Source organism: Streptomyces sp. NBC_00104 (assembly GCF_045160825.1).
Taxonomy (GTDB): domain Bacteria; phylum Actinomycetota; class Actinomycetes; order Streptomycetales; family Streptomycetaceae; genus Streptomyces.
In genome coordinates this window covers 7,435,379-7,455,260 of sequence record NZ_CP108215.1, presented here as the reverse complement: position 1 = coordinate 7,455,260, position 19,882 = coordinate 7,435,379, and the positions used below count along the sequence as shown (strand labels likewise).

The window sequence follows — 19,882 nt, the reverse complement described above, 5'->3', positions numbered from 1 at the left end:
CACTTTACGGAAGGGGGACGAGGAGTCCGAGTGGCCACCAGGGGAGCCTGCGGCCCGCCGTGAGCCGGAGGCACCGCTTCTCCAGCCAGGCGGGCCGGAACCTGCCCGCGCTCAGTTGACACTGCGCCATATGTGCTGCTCCCACTCCTCGTCCTGGTCGTCCTGGCCCCCGTCGCCACGGGGCACCCGCTCGGGTGTAACGAGGTGGTCGTCGTCCCTGCCGATGCTGATCTGCCGCACGAGATCATTCATGAAAGCGGTCCGTCCTTCCGGTCTCCGGGGCTGTCTCACGAACGGGGGTTACGAACACCGGTTCCCTCGGCGGTTCGCCCGCAGACACGCCCACCGCGGCGACGTACCCGCCAGGGAGCCGGAAGGCTCTGAACTGCGCCGCTGCATAGGGGGTGCGCGCGACGAGCGGGAAGCGGGCCCCCGAGCACTCGAAGCCGATGCTCCGCAGGCCCGCACGCAGGCCCTGGCCGGTCAGTTTGGCCGCCGCCTCCTTCAGCACCCACAGGGCAGCCCGGCGTTCCTCGTCCTGCGGCACGGCGTGCAGGGCCGCCCGCTCACCTGGGCCGAGGAAGGCGTCGTCGGGCAGCCGGGTGACGCGCGCCACCTGCTCCGTGTCAACTCCGACCCGCGCCCCCAGGGCCACGGCCGCCAGCGCGTACCGGCCACTGTGCGCGATGCTCAGCGACACCTGCGGCCTGCCCACCACATAGGGCTGCCCGCCGAGGCGCCGTCCGGTGCACACGGTCGTCCACGGCGCGCCGACGATCCGTGCGGCCGCCCGGCGGGCCAGCCACTGCCCGATCAGCGAGCGGGTCCGGTCCGCGGCCAACCGCTTTCGCAGGACGTGCTCGCGTTCGGCCGGCGCCAGCAGCTCGGACACGGTGCGCGCGAGCTCCTCGGTGCCCGGGGTGCGCAGATCGTGCGCGAGGAGCAGCACGCGGGGCGAGGCTGCGACGGGGGTCATGTGCCCTCCAGTCCCAGCCGTCCCAGGTGCGCGGCCACCGTGGCGGCGGTCCTGCCCTCGGCCGCAGCGTCCTGCGGACCGGTGGCCGTATGGTGCACCGCTCCGGGAGCGAAGATGCTCAGGGCCATCAGCAGCGGGTGGTCGGCGTCCTCGGCCGTCCCGACGATGGTGTCCGCCAAGGCGCTCATCGGGTACCCCCCGACCGATCGGCCCTGCGCCACACGAGGACCCGCCGCTGCGGACGCGCGTCCGCCTCCCGGGTGGCGCGGACGGTGAGGACGTCCCCGTCGAGTTCGGCGTCCCGCGACTGCTCGATGCCGATCCAGTCGGGGCGCGACGAGATCCGGATATGGTGCACGACCTTCCCATCCTGTGCCCGCCACTCGCCCGCGTACCCCATGTACGACGGGCCGGGTGGCGAAGCCGGTGCGGTGGGCATCATGCTCACCGAGACGTGGCCGTCGGGCGTGTAGATCAGCATGCCCGACGGGGACGGCCCCAGTGGGCCCTCACCCACGGGCCGCCCGGCCTCGTCCACGTCATGGAAGGCGTCCAGATGCCACACACCGACGATGTCCTGCGTCATGTCCGGTCCTGCTTTCCTCACGTGAGTCTGATCGGGTCGTCCGTGCGGTCGGGGCCGGCGGCCTGGGGAACCCGCCGGCGGTGTCAGGCACTGTCGGAGGACATCAGCGCGGGGCTCCGTTCCGACTCCCGCCCCTGCACGCACTCCTCCACGAAGCCGAGGGCTCTGAGGTGGTAGGCGCGGGCCGTCCAGCCGAGGCTGATGTTGTGGCCGGCGTCGGGCTGATGGTCCGTCACCACGCGGGGCGCCGAGCTCAGCCGTGACCGCAGCCGGGCGACCGCCTGCTGGTCGTGCTGCCACCAGGCCTCGTGCTCGGCGAAGGTGAACCGGACGGGCACGCGGATCCGCTCGGCGAACTCGGAGAACTCCTGCGTCCAGCGGACGGCGTCCGCGAGCTCGCGCGGCGGAATCGAGGCGACGACGCTGCCACTGGCCCGGAACGTCCCCGGCGGATACAGCCGCAGCGGCCCCCAGTTGAGCCGCCAGCTCCGTCGCCCGTGGGTGTCCCTGGCGCTGAACGGCACCGCGTACTCGCCGCCGCACCCGGAGATGTCGAGCCCGAGCAGTTCCGGAACCATGCCGTCCGCGGCGATCCGCAGCGCCGGCTTGCCACCGAAGGAGTGGGCGAGGATGAAGATGCCGCTGCCCGTGTCGAACCGCGCCGCCAGGAAGCGCAGGGCCGCGCTGAGCGTCGCCGCCTGTTCCGCGATCCCCTGCCCCTGGGGCAGCTGCCGGGCCGACAGGCCGTAGCCCGGGCGGTCCACGGCCACCGCCGCGAACCCGAGGCTCGTGGCGAGGTCGAGGAACGACGTGTCAGGGTGGGACGGTCCGTGGAAATACGAGGAGCTCATCCCGGCTCCGTGCAGGGCGACCACCATCGCCCTGCACGGAGCCTGTGACGGGAGGGCGAGCAACCCGGACAGGGTGATGCCGTCCGCGTCGAGGGTGATGCCACGCACTCCCGCCGTGGCGGCCGGCTGTGCCACCGTCATGGACGGTCGCCCCCGGCACGCTCCTCGGCGAACGCTTTGGCAAGACCGAGGGTCGCCATACTGTTGGTGCTGAGCGCCGTGCGGACGTAGTCGATCGCGTCCTGTACGGTCGCGTCCGCGCCCAGGATCTTCGCGACGTTCTCGGTCTTGACCGTGAACGTGTGCTGCGAGGAGGCCGTCACGCCGTCCTCGGTCGGCGTAACGGTCCAGCTGCCGGTGTGCAGCGAGATCAGGGCGGGCAGCGTGACCTGCTTGTAGGCGATCCGGTGGTGCGGCAGGCACACGCGGTACGACTTCGTGGTGTGCGAGGTGCCGTCCTTGGACAAGGTGTCCATCTCGAGCGTCTGCAGCCCCGGTGCCGGCTCCTCCAGCCGCACCGCGAGGACGTGCGGCAGGCGATCTGTCCACAGGTCCGCCCGGTCGATGAAGTCGTACACGTCGCGGGCGGCGCCCCTGATCGTGACCGTGTCCTCGAAGGAGCAGGTCAGCGCGTCGGCAGTACCGTCGGACTCGGCTGTCACCTTCAGCGACTCGAGCTCGGCGCGGGAGTTGCGGTCCACGACGTCGTCGAGCCAGGCGAGGCTCTCGTCGTCGACCGCCTGGTAGTCGTGGTCGAGGCGCACCAGCGCGTCTCCGGAGGGGAGCGCCTCGATGTGCCAGGTGCCGCCCATCGCCGCCACGGGGGGCGTGCTGACCTCCTGCCGGAACCGGATGCGGAGGTTCTCCGGGTCGAGGGTCCGGCGCGACGTCCAGTTCTTGACGGTGTCGCCGGCCGTCGCCCAGATGCGGATGCGCTCCTCGCGTTCGCCGCGCTCCACCTGGTCGACGTAGATGTTCGGGGGGAAGAGACGGGGCCAGTCCTCGGCATGCGCGAGCATGCGGTAGACGGTTTCGGCCGGGGCCGAGATCTTGATCTCGTGACGGGACTCGTGCAGCTCCGACGGCATGGTTGGACTCCTTCGTGCTCGGTAGGTGATCAGAAGTTGCCGAGGCCGCCGCAGACGTTCAGGGCCTGGGCGGTGATGGACGCCGCCGTGTCGGTCATCAGGTAGCCGACCAGACCCGCCACTTCCGCGGCGGTGGAGTACCGGCCCAGCGGGATCTTGGCCTGGAACTTCTCCAGGATCGCCGCCTCAGAGGCACCGGACAGGCGGGAGTAGTTCCGCCGTACGTGCTCGGCCATCGGGGTCTCGACATAGCCCGGGCAGACGGCGTTGACCGTGATGCCGGTGGGAGCCAGTTCGTTGCCCAGCGCCTTGGTGAAACCGACGACGCCGTGCTTGGACGCGGAGTACGGGGCACCCAGGACGACGCCCTGCTTACCGGCCGTGGAGGCGATGTTGATGACGCGCCCCCAGTCCTTGTGCCGCAGCCCGCCCGTGGTCAGCACCTCGCGGGTCAGGCGGAACACGCTGTTGAGGTTCGTGTCGACGATGTCGTCCCACAGTTCGTCGGAGATGTCGGCCGTGACTCCACCGCCCGGGATCCCCGCGTTGTTGACGAGCCCGTCGACCGTGCCGAACCGCTCGACGGCCGCCTGGACGAATCCGCGGATCGAGTCCGGGGACCGCACGTCCAGGACGACGCCGTCCACGTCGAGCTGCTCCTCCTGGAGCTGCTTGACGGTCGTGACGACCTTGTCCTCGGTGCGGGACCCGATGAACACCCGGTGCCCCTGCCCGGCCAGCAGCCGGGTGACGGCCAGACCGATGCCGCTGGTGGCACCCGTCACCAGGACGACCCGGCTCTTCTGCTCTGTCATTTCCCCTCATTTCCCTGCGAGTTTCACTGTGGTCTCGAGCTGCGGTGGCGCGCTGAGGCGTCGCTCCGCGGCGGCGTGGTCAGGCGGCCTGAGCGAGCAGGTGGGCGGAGATGGCCTCGAGGAGGGCGCGGGGCGTGCTCGCCTCCCCCACGACGGTCTCGTCCAGCTCGATGCCGTACTCGCGCTCGACGCGGCTGGCGGTCTCCAGCAGGGCGAGCGAGTCGTAGCCGATGTCGGCGAAGTCGGCGTCGAGGATGTCCCCTTCAAGGCCGGTGCCGTCGGGGGCGCCGGAGCCTTCGAGGAGGATCCGCTTGAGGTCGTTGAGCGTGAAGATGCGGGACATGGGGAGCCTTCTTTCTTGTTTCTGCCTGTTCCTGATACGGCTGGATCGGGGGTGCGGCCGGGCTTGTGGCGGTGCGCTCAGCGGCGCACGACCATCGCCGAGTTGAAGCCGCCGTGGCCCCGGGCGAGGACGAGCGCGGTGCGCAGGCGGGCGGCGCGGGGCTGGGAGACGACCAGGTCGAGGCCGTAGCGTTCGGCCGGCTCGGTGTGGACCGTCGGCGGGATCGTGTCCTCGCCCAGGGCGAGGAAGGCCGTGGCGAGATCGAGCGCCGCGCCTCCGGCGTACAGCCGTCCCGTCATCGTCTTCGGCGCGGTGACCGGTACGCCGTGCGGCCCGAAGACCTCGACGATCGCCTCGGCCTCGACGCGGTCGAGCTCCGTCTCCGCCGCCGCGTCGGCGAACACCACGTCCACGTCGGCGGCGGTCACGGCCGCGTCCACGAGGGCGAGCTCCACGGCCTTGCGCAGACCGGGTTCGCGTCCGTCGAAGGTGGCGGCGTACCCGGCGATCTCGCCGTACACCCTGGCGCCGCGGGCCCTCGCGGAGTCACCCGACTCCATGATGAGCAGGGCGCCGCCCTCACCGGCCACGTGGCCGGCAGCCCGGTCGTCGAAGGGCAGGTAGGCGTGGGTCGGCTCGTCGGCGGTGCTGAGGCGGCCGCTGGTGTGCAGTCCGGCCCATCCCCAGGAGCAGAGCAGCGAGTCGACGGCGCCGGCGACGACGAGGGAGGTGCCTTTGCGGATCTGGCGCCGGGCCTGGGCCACCGCGTCCAGCCCACCGGCCTGGTCGGTGACGACCACGCCGCTGGGGCCCTTCATGCCGTTGCGGATGGAGATCTGGCCGGTGTTGACCGCGTAGAACCAGGCGAACGACTGATACGCGCTGACGTACTGGCTGCCCTTGCTCCACAGGTTCTTCAGCTCGTGCTGGCTGAACGCGAACCCGCCCGCCGAACTCGCGGTGCTCACGCCCATGCGGAACTCGGGCAGTTCGGCCGGCCGCACACCGGCGTCGGCGAGCGCCCAGTCCGCCGCGACGAGGGAGAGCCGGGTGACCCGGTCGGTCTGGGGCATCAGCCGGCTGGGCAGCTGCCCCTCGGCCACGAAGTCGCCGATCTCGCCGGCGAGCCGCGCCGGGTACCCGGAGGCGTCGAAGTGGGTGAGCGGGCCGAGGCCGCTCTTGCCGGCGAGGGTAGCGTTCCAGAAATCCTGGCCACCGAGTCCGTTGGGCGCCGCCACACCCAGGCCGGTCACCACCACTGAGGCCGTCACGCCACACTCCTTTCAGGCTGGGCCAGCACCATGGCGCTCTGGAACCCGCCGAAGCCGCTGCCGACCGTGAGGACGGTGTCGACGAGCTGATCGCGGGCGGTGAGCGGCACGTAGTCCAGGTCGCACTCGGGGTCGGGAGTGTGCAGGTTCGCCGTGGGCGGTACGACGTTGTTCCGGATCGCGAGGATCGACGCGGCGATCTCGATGGATCCGATCGCGCCCAGCGAGTGCCCCACCATGGACTTGATGGAGCTCACGGGTGTCCGGTACGCGTGGTCGCCCAGGCTGCGCTTGAACGCGGCGGTCTCGTGGCGGTCGTTCTGCTTGGTCCCCGAGCCGTGCGCGTTGATGTAGTCGATGTCCGTGGGATTCATCCGGGCCTCGTCGAGGGCGACGGTGATCGCCTCGGCCATCTCCCCGCCGTCGGCGCGCAGGCCCGTCATGTGGTACGCGTTGCTTCGGGTGGCGTATCCCGCGATCTCCGCGTAGACACGGGCGCCCCGGCGCTGCGCGCTCCCGAGTTCCTCGAGCACGAATACCGCGGCGCCCTCGCCGAGCACGAACCCGTTGCGGGTGCCGTCGAAGGGCCGGGAGGCGTGCTCCGGCTCGTCGTTGCGTGGCGTGGTTGCCTTGATGGCGTCGAAGCAGGCGAGAGTGATCGGCGAGATCGGCGCATCGGTGGCGCCGGCGACCACGACGTCGACCGTGCCCTCGCGGATCAGCTCGGCGGCGTAGCCGACCGAGTCGAGCCCGGAAGTGCAGCCCGCCGACACGACGCTGCTCGGTCCCTGCGCGCCGACGGTGCGGGCGACCTCGGCCGCGAAGGAACTCGGTACGAAGTAGTTGTAGAAGTGCGGGTCGGCGTAGGTGTGGTCGACCAGGTCGAGGCGGCCGTCGTCGCTGACGATCCGGTAGTCCTCGTCGAGGCTCATGGTGGAGCCGACGGCGGTACCGACCGTGACGCCGATCCGGTAGGGGTCGTACCCGTCGAGGGCCAGGCCGCTGTCGGCGACGGCGCCACGCGCGGCGACCACCGCGAACTGGGCGGCCCGGTCCATCCGCCGGACCTCCTGCGGAGTCAGGCCGTGCGCGTACGGGTCGAAGTCGACCTCGGCGGCCACGCGGGAGCGGAACGGTGAGGGGTCGAAGAAGGTGATGCCCCGGGTCGCGGTGCGTCCCTCGGTCAGCAGCTCCCAGAACTTCCGGGCTCCGACCCCGCCGGGGGCGAGGACCTCGACGCCGGTGATGACGACTCGTCGCGCGGTCACTGCGCCGCCTCCCAGTGGTAGAAGCGGGCGGCGATCTGGTCGGCCGTGGAGCGCCAGCGCTCCGGGGCGTACTTCTTCACCAGCGGGTCCAGGTCCGCGCAGATCTTCACGAAGCGGGGGTCGGCCTCCTTCCACGCCTGGTCGATCACGGCGGTGCCGTTCTCGCTCGGGAAGTCCTGGATGTGGAAGTACACGCCCTGGTACGCGAACAGCTGCCGGCGCCGGGTGCCCATCCGGTACGGGAAGTCGGTGGCGTCCAGTTCGCCGAAGAGCCGGGCCACCTCGGGGATGACCTCGTCGGCGACCCGGTTCACGATCACCGTGCTGTGCAAGCCGGTCTCCTTGTCGACCGACGGCTCGCCCTCCCAGTGGTAGAAAGCGACGGCACGGTCGTCGGCCACGGTCGGGTTGTAGGCCGTGACCAGCGGTGCCAGCCGCTCGCTGAGTTCGGTCCCCCGGAATTCCTTCGCCGCTTCGTCGGCCGCCGCGCCGGCGCTCTCTCCGGTGAAGTCCTGAATATGGACGAAGACGTCGTAGTAGGCGTACAGCTGCCGACGCTTCAGCCCGGATACCCGGGGCGCGGTGACCGCATCAAAGTCGGAGAAGATCTCTGCTATCTCCTTGCTGCAATCCTCGTCCAGTCTGCCCACGCTCACCACAGTGAACATGTCCTACCTCCCGTTCTGTTCCGACGCATCGGATTACGCAATCAACTATTCACCAGAGCTCAGCACACTCTCAACCCAATCCACTTCATGACTTCTACATTTCCAATGGCGGGAACAGTCAGGTCTCCACACGCCTAACTCAGCTTTATGTCAGGGAAAGGTCAGACCGGCAGGTCAGGGCATGGAAAAGGCCGCCGCCGCAGCTGGGTGAGCTGCGGCGGCGGCCGGTGAAATCTTTTCTTTCTCTTTTCCCTCTCTTTACGGCATCATGGGCACGCCCCGCCCAATACGGAAGCCGACACCGCGCACAGTGAGAATCCAGGACTTTGCACCGAGTTTTTGGCGGATACTGCTGACGTGCGTGTCGATCGTACGTCGGGACCAGGAGTTCTCCCAGACCTGGCGCATGATGCGCTCGCGCGAGACGACACTGTCGGGATTGACCACGAGCAGGTGGAGCAGGTCGAATTCCTTGCGGCTCATCGGGATCAGCCGGCTGTCCAGCCGCACTTCACGGGTGAGCGTGTCGATCCGCAACGGGCCGCGCTCGATGACGTGCTCGCCCTGCCGGTGTCGTGTCGCCCGTCGCATCACCGCGTCCATCCGGGCCATGAGTTCCCGGAATCCGTACGGCTGGACCACATAGTCATCGGCCCCGGCCTGGAGGGCCAGCACACAATCCAACTCGGACGAGCGGTCCGTGATGACGATGATCGGGGTGTCACAGGTGACCCGGATCGCCCGGCACACCTCCAGCCCGTCGATGTCGGGAAGGTCGGGACCCAGCAGCACCACGTCCGCCTGGTCGTAGACCTCAAGCGCCTTGGCACCCGTATCGACGCAGGTCACCTGGTGCACATGCCGGCCCAGCGCCTGTCTGAGCAGCTCTTGCTGCCGCTGCTCACTCTCGACGAGGAGCACTTGCCAGGTGTCGAAGGCCGGGAACGAGACCGGGAGGGGCCGCGTCGGCAGCAGGCCGGCGCCTCCGCGGTACCGCTGCCGATCGGCCCCGCCGGCAGCAACCGTGAGTATGCCACTTTCCGATATCTCAGTACGCTGTTCCATCCATCTACCCCCATGATCATGGATGTGAGACAGGAGACGTCCTGATCTTCTTCTCGTAGAAGTCGATCAGGATTTGCCGGTCGGAACTCACGGCGGCTTCATTGCCGACCGCGGGCGAACAGGCAGGTACTCCGAGGTCCTGGTACGAGCTTTTTTCCGTATGGTTCGGAACGGATCCGCCAGGAATGCCGCTCGTCACGCTAACACGCGGACATCCGAGCCGGAAGACCGTCGATCATGTCCCATCGAATGCCACAGAGAAGCCTGCCATGTGGCTGAATTCATTCGGAGTAGCGCGATGCAACGCGTCCAATACCGCGCCGTAACGAAAAGGTGCCGGTGCATTCGCTGTGGAGGAAGGCACCGTCACCCCTCCACGGGCCGTACAGCCCGCTCGGGCAGCCACCGGGTGCACAGGGCGGCGCCCGCGACGAGCGTGAGGGCCACCAGAAGCGCCGCCGAGGTCGCCGCCGTGAAGGCCGACGCCCCCTCTCCGCGCCGCCCGTTCAGGACGGAGAAGAAGACCGTGCCGAGTACGGAGGCGCCGAGCGCGTTGCCCACCTGCTGGGCGGAGGTCAGGGTGCCCGAGGCGGAGCCGGTCTCCCCCTCATCGACACCCGAGAGCACGATGTCGAAGAACGGCGCGATGGCGAGTCCGGAACCGACACCGATCACCGCGAGGGCGGGCGACAGCCACCAAGCGTTCACCGGATCGTCCTGCACGGCGATCGTTCCCAGCGCCGCCAGCAGACCGACGGCGGTGGCGGCGAACCCGATGAACATGGTCCGTCGCGCCATCCCGAGCGCCTGGGACAACCCGAACCCGAGCAGCATGCCCGCCGCCTGCGCGATCGTGGCGAGGCCCGCCTTCAGCGGGCTCATCCCGAGACCGAGCTGGAAGAAGAGGCCGAACAGCAGCGCGCCGCCCATCATGACGCTGAAGAAGAGGATGCCGATGAACAGCCCGGAGACGAAGGCCTTCTTCCCGAAGAGTGCGGGAAGGACGAGCGTCGACAGGCCCTTGTCCGCCCGGTGGTACTGGTGGCGGACGAAGCCGGCGAGAGTACCGATGCCGGCGGCCAGCAGCACGAACACCCACCAGGGCCAGCCGAGCTCACGGCCCTGCACGAGCGGGAAGATCACGGCGGCCATCCCAGCCGCGGCGATCAGCGCCCCAACCATGTCGATCTCGAGGTCCCGCTGCCGCTGCGACCTTGGCAGCAGGACGAACCCGGCCACCAGGGCGAGGACACCGACCGGTAGGTTGACCGCGAAGATCATCCGCCAGCTCCAGCCGAAGTAGTCTGCGTCGACCAGCCAGCCCGCCATGATCGGCCCGGCCACACCGGACAGCGCCATCACGGGCCCGGTCACCCCGAAGGCCATGCCGACCTTGTCCGGCGGGAAGAGGCTCCTGATGATGCCGAGCGCCTGCGGCACCATCAGCGCACCCAGCAGACCCTGCAGGATCCGGGCGGTGATCAGGGTCTCCGGGTTGGTCGCCAGCGCCGAGACCAGCGAGGTCACGGTGAAGCCGGCCAGACCGGTCAGGAAGAGGTTCTTGCGCCCGTACTTGTCGCCGAGCCGCCCGCCGACGAGCAGTCCGGCGGCCATGGCGATGGTGTACCCGGCCGCGAGCCACTGGATGAACTCCTGCGAGCCGCCCATGTCACGCGTGATCGTCGGCCCGGCAATGGTCGTGACCAGGGAGTCGAGCAGATCCATGACCTCGCCGACGAGGATGATGCCGACGGCCGCCCATGCCCGCCTGGCAGAGAACGCAGGGCCTTCCGGCAAGGCCACGGCCTGCGGCGTTTCAGTGGTGGACATACTGACCTCCTGGGGGGGGTCGGGACAGTGGGCAGTGCCGCCGGCAGCGCGGCGAGTGCTGCGCGGCGAACGTCGTGCGAGCGTAGAAACATTGTTCCCTTTGACCGAACGCCTGCCTGCAAACGAACACTGTTCTACGGTAGAATGGCGTTCTCCGTCAACCCAAATCCGAACCGCCCCGATCCGACCCCGCGCCCTCGGCGCCCCCTCACCGGTAAGGTCTCCGTGATGCGTCAGAAGTCGAACTCCGCCGAGGTACCCCTCCCGCCATGGGAGGTGCGCCGGAAAACCGAGGTTCCCCAACGTGCTCCGCTCACGGCGGAGCGGATCGTCGACGCCGCGCTCGCGGTCGTCGACACCGAGGGCAGTGCCGCTGTCACCATGCGCCGGATCGCCAGCGACCTGGGCGTGGTCGCGTCCAGCCTTTACGCGCACGTGCGCAACCGCGAGGAGCTACTGCTCCTGGTGCTGGAGCGGGTGATGAAGGAGGTCGGCGTCCCGGAGGTCACCGGGCAGTGGGACGCGGACCTCAAGGCGCACTACACGAAGATGCAGCGCGTGCTGTCCGCCCACGGCGACGTCGCCCTCTACAATTTCGCGGCCTTCCCGCCCACCGCCATCGGCGTGGCCATCACCGAGCGGCTGCTGTCGGTCCTGCTGAACGTGGGCGTCCCCCCGAAGATCGCGGCTTGGGCCCTGCACCGGCTCACCCTGTACACGACGGCCGACGTCTACGAGGGCTGGCGCCTGGCGAACAAGGACCTGGACGACTGGATCGATCCCGTCCGCGACTACTTCGCGTCCCTGCCCGCGGACCGGTTCCCGTCCATCGTCGGCAACGTGGACGTCATGCTGGACACCGACAGCGACGGCAGGTTCGAACTGGGCCTGGACATGCTGATCTCCGGGCTGGCGACGTTCGTCACGGACTGACCGCCCCGCAGCCTCCGCAGCCGCAATCCCGGGACCGGCTTTTTCCGTCACCGATTCCCTGCAGTTTCCCAGGTTCAGAATTAACAAAGAGCTGACTCTGGTCTGACCCTGAGGGAAAATTCGCCGCGCTACCGTTCATGTCATCCCCCCTCGGCATACCCAAGGGAATTGTCATGAATGAGATCGCAGTGGACGCTGCCCCGGAATTTCCCATACTCCGCACCTGCCCGTTCAGCGTTCCGGAGACGTATCGGAAACTGGACGAGGCGGGCGGCCGGGTGCACCAGGTCCGCATGTCCGATGGGCGCCGCGCCTGGCTCATCACCAAGAACGAAGACGCCCGAGCGGTGCTTTCCGATGCCCGTTTCAGTTCCGAGAAACTTCGGCCCGGATTTCCCGAACTTTCTCCGGGCGGACTCAAGGCGCTGACCTATTTCTCGCCGTTTCTCGTGAACATGGACGGACCCGAGCACTCCCAGGCCCGCCGCGCGGTCCTCGGCGAGTTCTCCGTGCGCAAGATCAACGCCATGAAGCCGCGGATCCAGCGCATCGTCGACACGGCGATCGACCGGATGCTGGAGCAGCCGGACCGGCCGGTCGACCTCGTCGCGCACCTCGCGGGCCCCGTACCCACACTGGTGCTCGAGGCGTTCCTGGGTGTTCCGGCGGACGACCTCGACGCCATCGAGCGCAACACCGGGAAGATGCTGCGCGAGGCTCGGACGGAGGACGACCAGCGGGCCGCCGCCGAGGCCCTGCACGCCCACCTCGACCGTGTCATCGCGGCCAAGGAGGAGAGTCCGGCCGACGACTTCCTCAGCCGTCAGATCGACCGGTCCCGCCGGGAGCACGGAGGGGTCGCCGACCGTTTCGAACTCGCCAGTCTGGTGCAGCTCCTGCAGATCGCCGGACACGCCTCCAGTGCCGCGATGATCTCGCTGTCGGTGCTCACCCTGCTGGCCAACCCGGAGCAGCTGAACGAGCTCACCACCGACCCGGCCCGCACGCCAGCCGTGGTCGAGGAACTCCTACGCTTCCTGTCGATCACCGACACCGGGCCGCTCAGGCTGGCCCTGGAGGACGTGGAGATCGGCGGCGTCCGCATCCGCGCGGGCGACGGTGTCATGATTCCCACCCTGCCCGCGAACCGCGACGCCGACGCCTTCCCCGACCCCGACCGCTTCGACATCGGGCGAGCCTCGGGCACCCGCCATGTCGCGTTCGGCTACGGAGCACACCAGTGCCTCGGCCAGAACATCGTGCGCACCGAGCTCCAGGTGATCCTCGACCGCCTCTTCCACCGCGTCCCGGAGCTGCGGCTCGCCGCCGAACCCGACGCCCTGCCCTACAAGTACTTCGGCCAGTTCTTCGGCCCCGTCGAACTTCCCGTCACCTGGTAGGAGACCAGCACGTGAGCATACGTCTCGGTTATCACATCCCGTACTTCCATCACACGGAGACGGTCACCGGCCTCTTCCCCGCACTGGTCGCCCAGGTGCGCGCCGCGGAGGACGCCGGGTTCGACCTGGTCACGACGATGGACCACTTCTACCAGCCGCCGCTGATCGGTCCGCCCGACGGCCCGATGCTGGAGGCGTACACCCTCCTCGGGGCGCTGGCTGCGGCCACCAGCCGTGTGCAGCTGTCGACCATGGTGACCGGCATCGGCTACCGCAATCCCGCCCTGCTGGCCAAGATGGTCACCACGCTCGACGTGATCAGCCAGGGGCGCGCCGTGCTCGGCGTCGGCGCCGGCTGGCATGAGCAGGAACACCGCGAGTACGGCTACGAGTTCGGTACCCTCGCCGAGCGATTCGGCCGGTTCGAGGAGGCGCTCGGCGTCGTCGTCCCGATGCTGCGCGGGGCGCGGCCGCGAGTCGAGGGGCGCTGGTTCCGCGCCGAGGGTGCCATCAACGAGCCCCGGGTCCGGGATGACGTACCGCTGCTGCTCGGAGGCGGTGGCGAGAAGAAGACGTTCGCCTTCGCCGCCCGGCACGCCGACCACCTCAACATCATCTGCACGACTTCCGAGCTGCCGCGGAAGATGGCGGCGCTGCGGACGCGGTGCGCCGAGGCCGGCCGGGATCCGGCGACGCTGGAGACCAGCTTCGCCACGCCGCTGATCATCGACGAGGACGGCGAGCGGGCCCGCAAGCTGCTGGAGGAGGCGCTGGCCAGGTCGGGCGTGAACGTGGGGGAACTGACGGACTCCGAACGGGCTGCGGCGAGCGACCGGTTCTTCGTCGGCACCCCGGCCGAGGTCACCGAGCAGCTCCAGGAGCGGGTGCTGTGCCACGGCATCGACGGGCTCATGGCCAACATGCTCGTCAACGGGCACGATCCGGACGCCATCGCACTGGCCGGGCGCACGCTGGCCCCGCTGGTCGGGCTCGCGCCGGAGACGGGGACGACGACATGAACATGGCCGGATCGCAGCGCTTCACCGGAGGCGATGTACTGATGCAACAGCTGAGGATCGACCCCCCGGTGCAGCTGCTCTGGCGGGTGCAGGGCCGGTCGGCTCCCGAAGCGTTGCGGAAGTTCCACGCCAACCTGGCCCAGGGCCCGTTGAACCGCCGGATGCGGACGGCCCGGCTGCCGCTGGCCCGTCCGGTCTGGGAGCGGCACACCGACTGCTCCGCCCTGCGTGTCTCACCTCGGACGATCGCCCCGGAGGAGGTGATGGACTGGGCCGACGCTGCCTGCCGGGTCGATCTCGACGCCCATGCGGGCCGCGGCTGGGTTCTGAGCGCGGCTCATGTCGGCGACGGCACTTCCGTGGTGTCCCTGGTGGGTTCGCACGCGCTGACCGACGGCCAGGGCCTCATCGGTGCGGCCACACTCGCCGCCCGGGAGACCGCTCGACAGTGGCGCTCCGGGCAGCCGTCGCTGATCGACGACCTCACCGACGTGGTGACGGAAGGCATGTGGACGTACTCCCGGCTGACCCTGTCCCGGCTGCGCGGCAAGGTCGCCGGGGTACCCGCCACGGCCACCCGGATGCTGCTCGGCCGTTCACGGCAGGCAGAGGGCGCGGCGCCGGTCCGCTCCCGGCTCGCCTTCACCGTGTCGGCCGCCGACGCCGAGCGGGTGGCGCAGAGCGGCGGGGGCAGCGTGACGGGGCTGATGCTCGCCATGACCGCGAACATCCTGCGCGCCGCGCGGGGCACCACCGAGTCGGGCGGGCCGTTCACGGTCGGGCTGCCCGTGAGCTTCCGGCGGCCCGACGACCTGGAGTCCTCCAACATGGTCGGGATCGCCACGCTGCGGCTGGCCGGCCTGCGCGGGCGTTACACCGACCTGGCCCACATCCGCCGGCTGAGCAAGGCGGTGTACGCCGAGGTAGTCGGCCGGCACCTCACCGGCTATCCGCAGACCGATGCCGCGCTGTCCAACGCCGGCGAGATGCTGCCGGAGGCCAGGGACGTCTTCGGCCCCGCCCTGGGTGTCCTCTTCCGCACGGTGTCGGGCGCCGGGGGGCCGCCCGGCCGGATGAACTGTTTCGTCCTCAGGGCCGGGGGGACGGTGTCCATCGGCTTCCAGTCCGCCGGCGTCTCGGTCGGACACGGGCTGGTCGAGGCGGAACTCGACGCGTGGGGTCTCGCCCCGACCCACAGCTGGTGACCCACCTGCCGCGAGCCGCGGAGCAGCGCGGCTCGCGGTAGTCGCGGTCGCGCCCCAGTGTCCTCGCAGGCCCACAGGAGAACGTGATCGGCTCCTGACGGCCTGCGGAGAACGCTGTACTTGTAAAAGAACAACGTTCACTGATAGAACGTTGTTCAGAACTGGAAGGCAGAGAGGAACCCGTAATGGACGCTGACGTGATCGTGGTGGGCGCCGGACCCACCGGTCTGACGCTGGCCCACGAGCTGGCCCTCGCCGGCGCACGCGTGGCCCTGCTCGACAAGGGCCCCGGCCGGACCGGCGAGAGCCGGGCCCTGAACCTCCACCCCCGCACTGCGGAGATGCTGGCCCTGCGCGGCATGCTCGACGGCGCGGAGGAGCAGGCCAGGGCCCGCCTGGAGACCACCCACTTCGCACACCTGCCCGTGCCGCTGACGCTGGACGGCTGGAACTCCCGCTACCCGTACCAGGTGGCCATTCCGCAGGCCGAGGTCGAGAACGTGCTGGAGGAGCACCTCGCCGCACTGGGGGTGCGGGTTCAGTGGAACTCGGAGGTCACCGGCATCGACCAAGACGAGGAGCGGGTCCGCGTCCAGACTGGCGGGAAGTGGATCGAGGCACGCTATCTGGCGGGCTGCGACGGTGGCCGCAGCTTCGTCCGCAAGCACCTCGGCGTCGAGTTCCCCGGGCTGGACGCGCGGTGGTTCGGCACCGTCTCCGACGTGGTGCTGGGCCTCACCGGTGAGGGGATCGCCACGACCTGGGACACCAAGGGCTCTCCCCGGATGCGCCCTGACGGGTCGTTCGCGAACATCTTCCCCATCGGCAAGGAGTCGGACAACGTCCACCGCATCTTCTACAGCGTCGCCGACCAAGTGATCGACGACCAGCGCGCGAAGGTGCCGGAGGACGAGGTCATCGCCGCGATCCAGGAGTTCTACGGCTCGGACACCGAGGTCAAGGAGGTGCGCTGGGCCTCCCGGTTCAGCGACGCCTCGCGTCTCGCGGAGCACTACCGCGTCGGACGGGCCTTCCTCGCCGGCGATGCCGCGCACGTCCACCTGCCGCTCGGCGGACAGGGACTCAACACCGGCGTGCAGGACGCGATGAACCTGGGCTGGAAACTGGCCGCCGAGATCGCCGGCTGGGCCCCCGAAGGGCTGCTCGACACCTACCACGGTGAACGCCACCCGGTGGGCGCCGCCGTCCTCACGAACACCCGGGCCCAGGTCGCCCTCGGCCAGAAAGGCATCGAGCATGAGGCGCTGCGGGAGATCTTCACCCAGCTGATCAAACTGCCGGAGGCCAACCGCCTGCTCGGCGGGGCGATCTCCGGGCTCTCCATCCGCTACGACCTCGGCGGCGACGAGCCCGTCGGCGCCCGGCTCACCGACTTCGCCCTGCCGGACGGCCGCTGGGTCAGCGAACTGTTCCAGCAGGGGCAGGGCGTCCTGCTGACCACGCGGACGGAACTCGTCGCCGAGTCGGCCCCCTGGACGGGCCGGGTGGACGCCGTGGAAGTACCGGAGCTGCCCGGCCTGGGTGCCGAGGCTGTGCTGGTGCGCCCCGACGGCTACGTCTGCTGGGTGTCCGGCACGCCGCTCACGGAAGCACTCCACCGCTGGTTCGGCGCGCCCCGGACCTGACCCGCGGCCGGCCTGGGCGCCGGCCGTGTGCGTCCCACTTCCCCACGTAGGAGTCCACCTCATGACCATTCTGGTGACCGGCGCGACCGGTAACGTCGGCCGCAACGTCGTCGAGCTGCTGCTCGCGGCCGGTGCCCCGGTGCGGGCCACCTCCCGGAACCCGAAGACCGCCGGACTGCCCGCGGGCGTCGACGTGCGCGCCGGGGACCTGGACGACCCCGGTTCGTTCGGGGACGCGCTGTCGGGCGTGGAGAAGCTCTTCCTGTTCCCCAACCCGTCCGGCGTCGTCGGCTTCCTGCGCCTCGCCGGGGACTGCGGCGTCAAGCACGTGGTGCTGCTGTCGTCCGCCGCGGTGAGCGAGCCCGGTGAGACCGCCAGTCCGATCGGGCTCATGCACCTGTCGGTCGAACGGGCGGTGGAGGACAGCGGTCTCGCCCGGACGGTGCTGCGGCCGGGCGCCTTCGCGAGCAACGTGCTGCAGTGGGCCCCCGCGATCCGCGAGGGCGGTGAGGTCCGTGTCCCGTACGCCGAGAGCGTGGTCTCGCCGATCCACGAGCGGGACATAGCGGCCGTCGCCGTCAAGGCCCTGCTGTCCGATGGACACGAGGGCGCGACGTACGAGCTCACCGGCCCGGAGTCGATGACGCAGCGCCGGCAGGTCGAACTGATCGCGGCGGCAATCGGTCGTCCGGTGACCGTCGTCGACTTGGTCGGCGATGCCGCTCGGACCCAGCTGGAGGAGCAGTACGGCTCGTTCGGAGTGCCCGGCCTCGTCGACTCCGTCCTCGGCACGTACGCCGCCTCGGTCGGCACCACCGCCCCGGTGACGGACACGGTCGCCCGGGTCACCGGCCGTCCGCCGACGGCTTTCGCCGACTGGGCGCTGGAACACCGTACAGCGTTCACCGCTGCCTGACGGCAGACCTCCGACATGAAGGAGCCGAACCCAGAACGGGTACGGCTCCTTCTCTGCTGCCTGGCTGCCTCGGGCCTGGGCCGCCTTGCGCCGCTCCCGCCGCGGTCCGGAGGCAGGCGCCCCGCCTCGGCTGATTCTCGGTCGGCACCGCGCGGGCGCATGCCGTCAGGAACGATCGCCGCTACGTCGGCGTCTCAAATACCGTCCGCGACATATATAACACCCCTCCGACCTGCAGAAACGTCAAATCATGTCGCTAACCTCGCCGTTTCACTTGGGTACGCCTGGCTTTGCGGCGGAAACGCGAAAGTGCCTTCCTGACCGGGGACGATGAACCTTGCTGAGGGGTTCTGTCGGTCCAGACGGAGGGCACTTTCTACGTGCAGGCTATCGGGTTGCGTCCCAAGGTCCATGTCAGTGCCGTTGGTTCGGGGGTGGTCGGGCATGCCGGGGCACGGTTGCTGGCGGATCTCGCTGATGCCACCGGGCTGACCGCCGCGTACTCCACCGCTCTCAGGCCGCTTCGGCCGCGCGGGACGGGGCATGATCCGGGCCGGGTCGCCACCGATCTCGCGGTGATGCTCGCCGATGGCGGTGAGGCGATCGCGGATCTGGCCGTGCTGCGGGACCAGGGCGAGGTGTTCGGCCCCGTCGCCTCCACGCCCACGGCCTGGCGGTTGCTCGCCGACATCGACAAGGCTGCACTCGCTTCACTGCGAGCGGCGCGCGCTGCAGCCCGGGAAGTCGCCTGGATGCAGGCCGCCGAGACCGGCGCGGGCATACCCGCTGTCCGGGCCGGCGGACGCGAGCTTCCCGGCCTGGTCCTGGACCTCGACGCCACGCTGATTACCTGCCACTCGGAGAAGGAACAGGCCGCCCCGACTTATAAGGGCGGCTTCGGCTTCCATCCGCTGCTGTGTTTCCTCGCGAACACCGGCGAGGCCGTGTCCGGCCGGCTGCGGCCGGGGAACTCCGGAGCCAACACTGCCGCCGATCACATTGCGGTGCTCGACCAGGCGCTCGCGCAGATCCCCGACGCTCACCGGCACGGCACCGACATCCTGGTCCGCGCCGACAGCGCCGGATCCGCGAAAGCCTTCCTCGCTCACGTCCGCGACGTGCGGAAACGAGGAATTCGTACCTCCTTCTCGGTCGGATACGCGGTCACCGAGCCGGTCCGCCGCGCTGTCCGGGCCATGCCCGACCGCCTCTGGCATCCCGCCCTGGACCAGGACGGGACACTGCGTGATGGCGCCGAGGTCGCCGAGCTGACCGGGATGATCGATTTGGACGGCTACCCGCCCGGCACCCGCATCATCGTGCGCCGGGAGCGGCCGCACCCCGGAGCCCAGCTGTCCCTGTTCGACCAGGACGAGGGCCTGCGGCATCAGGTGTTCCTCACCGACACCCCGTACTGCGGCGGCGGTTCCGCCCAGTTCCTGGAGGTCCGTCACCGCGGGCATGCCACCGTCGAGGACCGCATCCGGTGCGGCAAGACCACCGGCTTCGGCCGCTTCCCCTCCCGCGACTTCGGCGTCAACACCGTCTGGCTCGAACTCAGCCTCGCGGCGATCGACCTGATGGCCTGGACCCGTGTCCTCCTCTTGGACGGGGAACTGGCCACCGCCGAGCCGAAGAAGCTCCGCTACCGGCTCCTGCACGTCACAGCCCGCCTCACCCGCGGCGGCCGACGCCTACGCTTGCGGATATCGGCGACCTGGCCCTGGCGAAACGAACTGGCCACGGCCTTCCACCGCCTCGCCGCCCTGCCCCGTCCCGCCGGCTGACCGGCAAACCCCCGTCCGCCACGACCCGAAGGACCTGGAGAACCCGACCATCGCGCCGGGACTCCGTCATGCCCGAAAACCGAAATCGCGTCGGTCACCCGACAGTTGCCCCTCAGCGACCCCTCACCGACCCAACCGAAACGGCGAGGCTAAGGTCAGCACCAGTCAGCACCGTTGCCGAGCGCCGCCGGGGCGAACCGGTAGCGCACGTCGTG

20 protein-coding genes are annotated in these 19,882 nt (G+C 69.7%); 7 read left to right on the top strand and 13 right to left on the bottom strand.

Translation table 11 applies throughout. The annotated features are described in order from the left end of the window. Positions 1-111: 111 nt before the first annotated feature. The 13 genes from OG272_RS32820 to OG272_RS32760 all read right to left on the bottom strand — a co-directional run bounded on the left by OG272_RS32820 (position 112) and on the right by OG272_RS32760 (position 10,761). A complete protein-coding gene (locus OG272_RS32820) occupies positions 112-252 on the bottom strand; it encodes a hypothetical protein (RefSeq protein ID WP_327727877.1) in 141 nt (46 codons plus the stop codon). After that, positions 245-976 (bottom strand): 4'-phosphopantetheinyl transferase superfamily protein, encoded by a 732-nt coding sequence (locus OG272_RS32815; RefSeq protein ID WP_327727878.1) that lies wholly within the window; start codon positions 974-976, stop codon positions 245-247. Before OG272_RS32815 ends, OG272_RS32820 begins: the two co-directional genes overlap by 8 nt. Next, positions 973-1,164 carry a hypothetical protein gene (locus OG272_RS32810; RefSeq protein ID WP_327727879.1) on the bottom strand — a complete coding sequence of 64 codons (192 nt, stop codon included), beginning with the start codon at positions 1,162-1,164 and terminating at the stop codon, positions 973-975. Before OG272_RS32810 ends, OG272_RS32815 begins: the two co-directional genes overlap by 4 nt. Next, entirely contained in the window at positions 1,161-1,562 is a 402-nt protein-coding gene (locus OG272_RS32805; protein ID WP_327727880.1) for a lipocalin-like domain-containing protein, read from the bottom strand. The genes OG272_RS32810 and OG272_RS32805 overlap by 4 nt, the downstream gene beginning before the upstream one ends. A gap of 83 nt (positions 1,563-1,645) precedes the next feature. Next, complete coding sequence (locus tag OG272_RS32800; RefSeq protein ID WP_405895377.1) at positions 1,646-2,554, bottom strand: alpha/beta hydrolase; 909 nt, start codon at positions 2,552-2,554, stop codon at positions 1,646-1,648. Beyond that, positions 2,551-3,501: an aromatase/cyclase gene (locus tag OG272_RS32795; protein WP_327727882.1), complete on the bottom strand. Its 951-nt coding sequence runs from the start codon at positions 3,499-3,501 to the stop codon at positions 2,551-2,553. Before OG272_RS32795 ends, OG272_RS32800 begins: the two co-directional genes overlap by 4 nt. Before the next feature lie 29 nt (positions 3,502-3,530). After that, positions 3,531-4,316: an SDR family NAD(P)-dependent oxidoreductase gene (locus OG272_RS32790; RefSeq protein WP_327727883.1), complete on the bottom strand. Its 786-nt coding sequence runs from the start codon at positions 4,314-4,316 to the stop codon at positions 3,531-3,533. Positions 4,317-4,395: 79 nt separating this feature from the next. Continuing rightward, the gene (locus OG272_RS32785; protein ID WP_327727884.1) at positions 4,396-4,659 is read right to left on the bottom strand and encodes an acyl carrier protein; all 264 of its coding nucleotides are present in this window, start codon (positions 4,657-4,659) and stop codon (positions 4,396-4,398) included. 77 nt (positions 4,660-4,736) lie between these two features. Further along, positions 4,737-5,930: a ketosynthase chain-length factor gene (locus OG272_RS32780; RefSeq protein WP_327727885.1), complete on the bottom strand. Its 1,194-nt coding sequence runs from the start codon at positions 5,928-5,930 to the stop codon at positions 4,737-4,739. Then, entirely contained in the window at positions 5,927-7,198 is a 1,272-nt protein-coding gene (locus tag OG272_RS32775) for a beta-ketoacyl-[acyl-carrier-protein] synthase family protein (RefSeq protein WP_327727886.1), read from the bottom strand. Before OG272_RS32775 ends, OG272_RS32780 begins: the two co-directional genes overlap by 4 nt. Further along, positions 7,195-7,866: a TcmI family type II polyketide cyclase gene (locus OG272_RS32770; RefSeq protein WP_327727887.1), complete on the bottom strand. Its 672-nt coding sequence runs from the start codon at positions 7,864-7,866 to the stop codon at positions 7,195-7,197. Before OG272_RS32770 ends, OG272_RS32775 begins: the two co-directional genes overlap by 4 nt. 258 nt (positions 7,867-8,124) lie before the next feature. Then, positions 8,125-8,931, bottom strand: a complete 807-nt coding sequence (locus tag OG272_RS32765; protein WP_327727888.1) for a response regulator transcription factor — start codon at positions 8,929-8,931, stop codon at positions 8,125-8,127. A gap of 366 nt (positions 8,932-9,297) precedes the next feature. Continuing rightward, a complete protein-coding gene (locus OG272_RS32760; RefSeq protein WP_327727889.1) occupies positions 9,298-10,761 on the bottom strand; it encodes an MFS transporter in 1,464 nt (487 codons plus the stop codon). Between the two features lie 228 nt (positions 10,762-10,989). Between OG272_RS32760 and OG272_RS32755 the strand changes: the two genes are divergently transcribed. The 7 genes from OG272_RS32755 (at position 10,990) to OG272_RS32725 (ending at position 19,667) form a co-directional block, all read left to right on the top strand. After that, positions 10,990-11,694 (top strand): TetR/AcrR family transcriptional regulator C-terminal domain-containing protein, encoded by a 705-nt coding sequence (locus OG272_RS32755; protein ID WP_327727890.1) that lies wholly within the window; start codon positions 10,990-10,992, stop codon positions 11,692-11,694. Positions 11,695-11,867: 173 nt separating this feature from the next. Further along, positions 11,868-13,094 carry a cytochrome P450 gene (locus OG272_RS32750; RefSeq protein WP_327727891.1) on the top strand — a complete coding sequence of 409 codons (1,227 nt, stop codon included), beginning with the start codon at positions 11,868-11,870 and terminating at the stop codon, positions 13,092-13,094. Between the two features lie 11 nt (positions 13,095-13,105). Next, positions 13,106-14,113, top strand: coding sequence for an LLM class F420-dependent oxidoreductase (locus OG272_RS32745; RefSeq protein WP_327727892.1), 1,008 nt, complete (start codon positions 13,106-13,108; stop codon positions 14,111-14,113). Beyond that, entirely contained in the window at positions 14,110-15,318 is a 1,209-nt protein-coding gene (locus tag OG272_RS32740) for a hypothetical protein (protein WP_327727893.1), read from the top strand. The genes OG272_RS32745 and OG272_RS32740 overlap by 4 nt, the downstream gene beginning before the upstream one ends. Before the next feature lie 185 nt (positions 15,319-15,503). After that, complete coding sequence (locus OG272_RS32735) at positions 15,504-16,964, top strand: FAD-dependent oxidoreductase (protein WP_327727894.1); 1,461 nt, start codon at positions 15,504-15,506, stop codon at positions 16,962-16,964. A 61-nt stretch (positions 16,965-17,025) separates the two neighbouring features. Beyond that, a complete protein-coding gene (locus tag OG272_RS32730) occupies positions 17,026-17,880 on the top strand; it encodes an NAD(P)H-binding protein (RefSeq protein WP_327727895.1) in 855 nt (284 codons plus the stop codon). Positions 17,881-18,230: 350 nt separating this feature from the next. Next, positions 18,231-19,667, top strand: a complete 1,437-nt coding sequence (locus OG272_RS32725) for an IS1380 family transposase (protein WP_405896104.1) — start codon at positions 18,231-18,233, stop codon at positions 19,665-19,667. The last annotated feature ends 215 nt before the right edge of the window (positions 19,668-19,882 follow it).

Excerpts from the sequence above, each read along its gene's own strand:
- OG272_RS32765 (WP_327727888.1), bottom strand. The coding sequence starts at position 8,931 with ATGGAACAGCGTACTGAGATATCGGAAAGTGGCATACTCACGGTTGCT.
- OG272_RS32755 (WP_327727890.1), top strand. The coding sequence starts at position 10,990 with ATGCGTCAGAAGTCGAACTCCGCCGAGGTACCCCTCCCGCCATGGGAG.
- OG272_RS32735 (WP_327727894.1), top strand. The coding sequence starts at position 15,504 with ATGGACGCTGACGTGATCGTGGTGGGCGCCGGACCCACCGGTCTGACG.
- OG272_RS32805 (WP_327727880.1), bottom strand. The coding sequence starts at position 1,562 with ATGACGCAGGACATCGTCGGTGTGTGGCATCTGGACGCCTTCCATGAC.
- OG272_RS32750 (WP_327727891.1), top strand. The coding sequence starts at position 11,868 with ATGAATGAGATCGCAGTGGACGCTGCCCCGGAATTTCCCATACTCCGC.
- OG272_RS32795 (WP_327727882.1), bottom strand. The coding sequence starts at position 3,501 with ATGCCGTCGGAGCTGCACGAGTCCCGTCACGAGATCAAGATCTCGGCC.
- OG272_RS32740 (WP_327727893.1), top strand. The coding sequence starts at position 14,110 with ATGAACATGGCCGGATCGCAGCGCTTCACCGGAGGCGATGTACTGATG.
- OG272_RS32800 (WP_405895377.1), bottom strand. The coding sequence starts at position 2,554 with ATGACGGTGGCACAGCCGGCCGCCACGGCGGGAGTGCGTGGCATCACC.
- OG272_RS32820 (WP_327727877.1), bottom strand. The coding sequence starts at position 252 with ATGAATGATCTCGTGCGGCAGATCAGCATCGGCAGGGACGACGACCAC.
- OG272_RS32785 (WP_327727884.1), bottom strand. The coding sequence starts at position 4,659 with ATGTCCCGCATCTTCACGCTCAACGACCTCAAGCGGATCCTCCTCGAA.
- OG272_RS32760 (WP_327727889.1), bottom strand. The coding sequence starts at position 10,761 with ATGTCCACCACTGAAACGCCGCAGGCCGTGGCCTTGCCGGAAGGCCCT.
- OG272_RS32815 (WP_327727878.1), bottom strand. The coding sequence starts at position 976 with ATGACCCCCGTCGCAGCCTCGCCCCGCGTGCTGCTCCTCGCGCACGAT.
- OG272_RS32770 (WP_327727887.1), bottom strand. The coding sequence starts at position 7,866 with ATGTTCACTGTGGTGAGCGTGGGCAGACTGGACGAGGATTGCAGCAAG.
- OG272_RS32810 (WP_327727879.1), bottom strand. The coding sequence starts at position 1,164 with ATGAGCGCCTTGGCGGACACCATCGTCGGGACGGCCGAGGACGCCGAC.
- OG272_RS32730 (WP_327727895.1), top strand. The coding sequence starts at position 17,026 with ATGACCATTCTGGTGACCGGCGCGACCGGTAACGTCGGCCGCAACGTC.
- OG272_RS32790 (WP_327727883.1), bottom strand. The coding sequence starts at position 4,316 with ATGACAGAGCAGAAGAGCCGGGTCGTCCTGGTGACGGGTGCCACCAGC.